1 protein-coding gene is annotated in these 5,133 nt (G+C 62.9%); it reads right to left on the bottom strand.

The annotated features are described in order from the left end of the window. Positions 1-5,133: non-ribosomal peptide synthetase (locus AOA60_RS01010; RefSeq protein ID WP_256592777.1), on the bottom strand; the 5,133-nt coding region annotated here is incomplete at both ends.

A 5,133-nucleotide genomic window follows, 5' to 3' on the forward strand; every position in this document is an offset into this window, starting at 1 on the left:
GCTTCGATCAATTGCTGGACGCTTTGGTCGAGCGGGTAGTGGGTGGTGGTGGCGTTCCACGCGCTGACGATCTGCTGTTGCTCGGCGTGGTCCAGCATCGCCAGGTCGGCCAGCCGCTGTTGCGGGTCGGCAATGAGGCTGTGCAGCAGCTGTTGCCAATGCCGCCCAAGGCGCTCGATGGTGGTGGCGTTGAACAGGTCGGTGGCGTAGGTGAGTGTTGCGCTCAAGCCCTCGGCCGATTCGCTGGTGCTGAGGGTCAGGTCAAATTGCGAGGTGCTGCCTTCCCAGTCCAATCCCTCGACCTGCAACGCCAAAGGCAGTGACGGGCGTTCGGTGGCGCTGGGTTTGTCGGCACTCTGGTGGTTGAACATCACCTGGAACAGCGGGTTATGGCTGAGGCTGCGCTCTGGTTGCAAGGCCTCCACCAGTTGCTCGAACGGCAGGTCCTGATGCGCCTGGGCATCCAGTGCATGTTGCTTGACCTGTTGCAGCAGAGCCTCGACCCGCAGGTGCGAGCTGAACTCGGCTTTCATGACTTGGGTGTTCACGAAGAAGCCGATCAGCCCCTCGGTTTCGACCCGGTTGCGGTTGGCAATCGGCACACCGACGCGAATATCGTTCTGGCCGCTGTAGCGGTGCAACAGCGTCTGGAAAGACGCCAGCAACAGCATGAACGGCGTCACACCCAGGCGATGGGCAAAGGCTTGCACTGCATCGCCCAGGCCAGGCGTGAGGGTAAGTGACAGGTGGGCACCCCGGTAGCTTTGTTCAGCCGGGCGCGGGCGATCTGTCGGCAACTCCAATACGCTGTTTTCGCCGGCCAACTGGCCGGTCCAGTAGGCCAGTTGACGTTCGCGCTCGCCGGCTTGCATCCATTGCCGTTGCCAGGCGGCATAGTCGGCGTACTGGATGGGCAACGGCGCCAGCGAGTGAGGCTGCCCAGCCTGGGCGGCGCCATACAGGCTGATCAGTTCCTCCACCATCAACTGCACCGACCAGCCATCGGAAACGATGTGGTGCTGGGTAAGTACCAGTACATGTTCATCGTCCGCCAGGCGCAGCAGCCTGACCCGCAGCAGCGGGCCGTTTTGCAGGTCGAACAGTTGCCGGGTTTCGTGCTCCACAAATGTCTTGATCGTGGCGTCGTCCGGTGTGCCGTTCAGCGTCTCGACCACCAGCGCCAGCGGCGCATGGTCGGCGATGATTTGGCGCGGTTGTTCGTTTTCCACCACGAAGGTGGTACGCAGTGCCTCGTGACGGGCGATCAGTTGATTGAACGCTTGCTCCAGCGCCGCGACATCCAGCGCGCCTTTGAGACGCAGTGCGGCCGGCAAGTGGTACGCGGCGCTATGCGGGTCCAATTGCCAGAGGAACCACTGGCGCTCCTGCGCGTAGGACAGGGGCAGCGATTGAGTGCGTTCGACGGGCACCAGTGGCAGCTCATGCTGCCGTGCGCGACCGTCCAGGCCGGCGACGAAATCCCCGAGCACGCTGCGTTCGAACAGGCTGCGCAGGGCGACATCCAGCCCCAGGGCCTGACGCACCCTGGAAATGATCTGCGTCGCCAGCAACGAATGGCCGCCGAGTGCGAAGAAGTCATCCGTGAGGCCCACCTGCTCAAGGTTGAGCACGCTTTGCCAGATTCCGGCGACCTGGGTTTCCAGGGCCGTTCGCGGCGCCACATAGTGGTTTTGCTGTTGGCTGGCATCCGGCTTGGGCAGCGCTTTACGGTCCAGCTTGCCGTTCGGGCTCAGGGGCAGCACATCAAGGAACATCAGGAAGCCCGGCACCATGTAGTCCGGCAGCACGGCGGCCAACGCGGCCTTGATCGACTGACGCAGCTCTGCGTGCGGCACGGCCGTGGCATGGGGCACCACATAACCCACCAACTGCAAGCCGCTGGCTGCCGGTTGGGCGAGGACGATGGCGTCTCGCACCACGTCTTGCTCCAGCAGTCGGGCCTCGATTTCGCCCAACTCGATACGGAAACCGCGAATCTTCACCTGATGGTCGATCCGGCCGACATATTCGATCACCCCCTCGGGGGTGTAGCGCGCCAGGTCGCCGGTGCGGTACAAGCGGCCGCCGCCTTGGCTGAACGGGTCGGGCATGAAGCGCTCGGCCGTCAGGTCCGGGCGATTGAAATAACCGCGTGCCAGCAACTCGCCGCCGATCATCAGTTCGCCCACCACGCCAATCGGCGCCGGGGCACCGCTGTCGTCCAGCAGGTAAATGCTGCGCCCGGCCAGAACCTTGCCGATGGGCATGGTCAGTGGCGTCGGGCGGGCGCCGGTTACGTAGTCGGTGCAATCGAGGGCAGTGACCGTGACCGTGGCTTCAGTAGGGCCATAGGTGTTGAGCAATTTGACGTGGCCAAGGCCGGCCTGGCTCCACGCGGCGAGGCCTTCCGGCGGCATGGCTTCACCACCGGCGTGCACTTGCTTGAGTCGCCCGTAATCCCGTGGACCCGCCGCGGCAAAATCCTTGGCCAGCAGGTTCCAGTAGGCCGTGGTCAGGTCGACCACACTGATCTGGTGCTTGAGCAGTGCGCGGTAGAACGTCTCGGTGTCCCAGATTTCAGTGCCGCGCAGCACCACCGACGCGCCGCAGATCAGTGCCGGGTACAACTGCTCGACGAAACCGTCGAAGTTGAAGGTGGAAAACTGCAGGATGCGGTCGCCGCCATTGAGATTGAAAAACCCCAGCGACACATAGGCATGGCGAGTCAGCGAGGATTGGTTGATGCCCACGCCTTTTGGCCGGCCCGTGGAACCGGAGGTGAACATCACATACGCAAGGTTATCGGCATGGGCGCGATTGACCAGGTTGCTATCGTCCAGATCGGCCCAGGCTTGGTTCTGGTCCAGGCACAGGTGCGCCACATCGGCAGGAATCGTCAGGCGTTCGCGCAAGTGGCCCTGGGTCAGCATCAGTTGCGTGCCGCTGTCTTCGATCATGCACAGCAACCGATCCTGCGGGTATTCCGGGTCCAGGGGCACGTAGGCGCCGCCGGCCTTGAGCACCGCCAGCAAGCCGATGATCATGTCCAGGCCGCGCTCCACGGCAATCCCCACCAGCACGTCGGGCCCGACGCCCAGGCTCACCAGATGGCGGGCCAGGCGATTGGCCTGGGCGTTGAGTTCGGCGTAGCTCAGCTGGCGGTCTTCGAAGAGCAAGGCCGGGGCTGATGGTTGCTTCGCCACCTGGGCTTCAAACAACTGATGGACCCGTTGTTCACTCGGGTATTCGAGGGTGGCACTGCTCCAGTCATGGAGCATCAGGTGCCGTTCTTCACGCCCAAGCATGTCCAGTTCACCCAGGCGTTGCTGCGGGTTACGGACGATGGCCTGCAACAGGTTTTGCCAATGCTCGGCCAGACGCTGGACGGTTGGGGCTTCAAACAGGTCGATGGCATAGGTGAGGGTGGCCAGCAGATCGTCGGCGGACTCGGTGGTATCCAGCGAGAGGTCGAACTGGGTGCTGGGCAACGTGCCTTCCAAGACTTCAAGGCTCAGGCCGGGCAAGCTGACGCTGTGTTGGGGCTGCACGCTGGCATGGTTGTACATGACCTGGAACAGCGGGCTATGGCTGAGGCTGCGCTCCGGTTGCAGGGCTTCCACCAGTTGCTCGAAGGGCAGGTCCTGGTGAGCCTGGGCCTGCAAGGCATGGTGTTTGACCTGTTGCAACACGTCGACAAACCGCGCCTGGCCGTCGAGTTCTGTACGCAATACCTGGGTGTTGACGAAAAACCCGATCAGCCCTTCGGTTTCCACGCGGTTGCGGTTGGCAATCGGCACACCGACACGGATGTCGGTTTGCCCGCTGTAGCGATGCAACAGGGTTTGGAACGAGGCCAGCAACAGCATGAACAACGTCACGCCTTGCTGCTGGGCCAATTGCTTGAGCGACTGATTCAACGGGTGGCCCAGCGCAAGTTCCAGTTGGGCGCCGCGGTAGCTCTGCTCGGACGGCCGGGTGTGGTCGGCGGGCAGTTCCAATACCGTCTGCTCGCCACCCAACTGTTCGGTCCAGTAGGCCAGTTGGCGCTCGCGCTCTCCAGCTTCCATCCACTGACGCTGCCACACGCCATAGTCGGCGTACTGCACAGGCAGGTCGGGCAGGCTGGCGGGTTGCTGCTGGCTGAAACCTGCGTACAGGGCAATCAGCTCCTGGATCATCACGTTGATCGACCAGCCATCGGAGACAATATGGTGCTGGGTGAGGATCAGGACGTGATCGTCATCCGCCAGTTTCAGCAGTTTTACCCTGAGTAGCGGGCCGTGCTGCAAGTCGAACAGCTGCTGGATTTCGTGTTCAACACACGCCTGGATCACTTGCTGGTCTGCGCCCGGCCGTGACTCGACGGTGATTGCCAGCGGGGCGTGGGCGGCGATCCGTTGCACGGTACGCTCGCCGTCCTGGGCGAACGAAGTGCGCAGGCTTTCATGGCGCTCGATCAGGTGGTCAAAGCTGCGCTGCAGTGCCTGCGTGTCCAGATGGCCTCGCAGGCGCAGGGCCGCCGGGATGTGGTACGCGGTGCTTTGAGGGTCCAGTTGCCAGAGGAACCACTGGCGTTCCTGGGCATATGACAGGCGCAGCGGCTGATCGCGTGCGACCCGTACCAAGGGCGGCTCATGGCGGGCCGGTTCTTGCTCCAGGGTGGCCACGAACGCCTGCAAGGTGCTGCACTCGAACAGGTTGCGCAGGGGCACATCGGTGTTCAGGGCATACCGCACACGGGAGACGATCTGGGTGGCCAGCAGTGAATGACCGCCCAACTCAAAGAAGTCATCGTAAAGGCCGACGGTTTCACGCTTGAGCACGTCTTGCCAGATTGCGGCGATCTGCTGTTCCAGCGGGCTGTGCGGCGCCATGTAGGTTTTTCGCAGCAGGTTCGCATCGGGTTTCGGCAGGGCCTTGCGGTCCAGTTTACCGTTGGGGCTCAGGGGCAGTTGATCGAGGAAGATCAACTGGGCGGGCACCATGTAGTCAGGCAGGTGTTCGCCCAGGCGTTGCTTGATGTGGCTGCGCAGTTCATCTGCGTCACCGGCTTCGCTGGGCACGGCGTAGGCGACTAACTGGCCGTCGGCCGCAATCACCACGGCTTCGCGTACGCAGTCCAGTTCCATCAGG

This window comes from Pseudomonas sp. 2822-17 (genome assembly GCF_002742485.1).
Lineage (GTDB): Bacteria > Pseudomonadota > Gammaproteobacteria > Pseudomonadales > Pseudomonadaceae > Aquipseudomonas > Aquipseudomonas cyclaminis.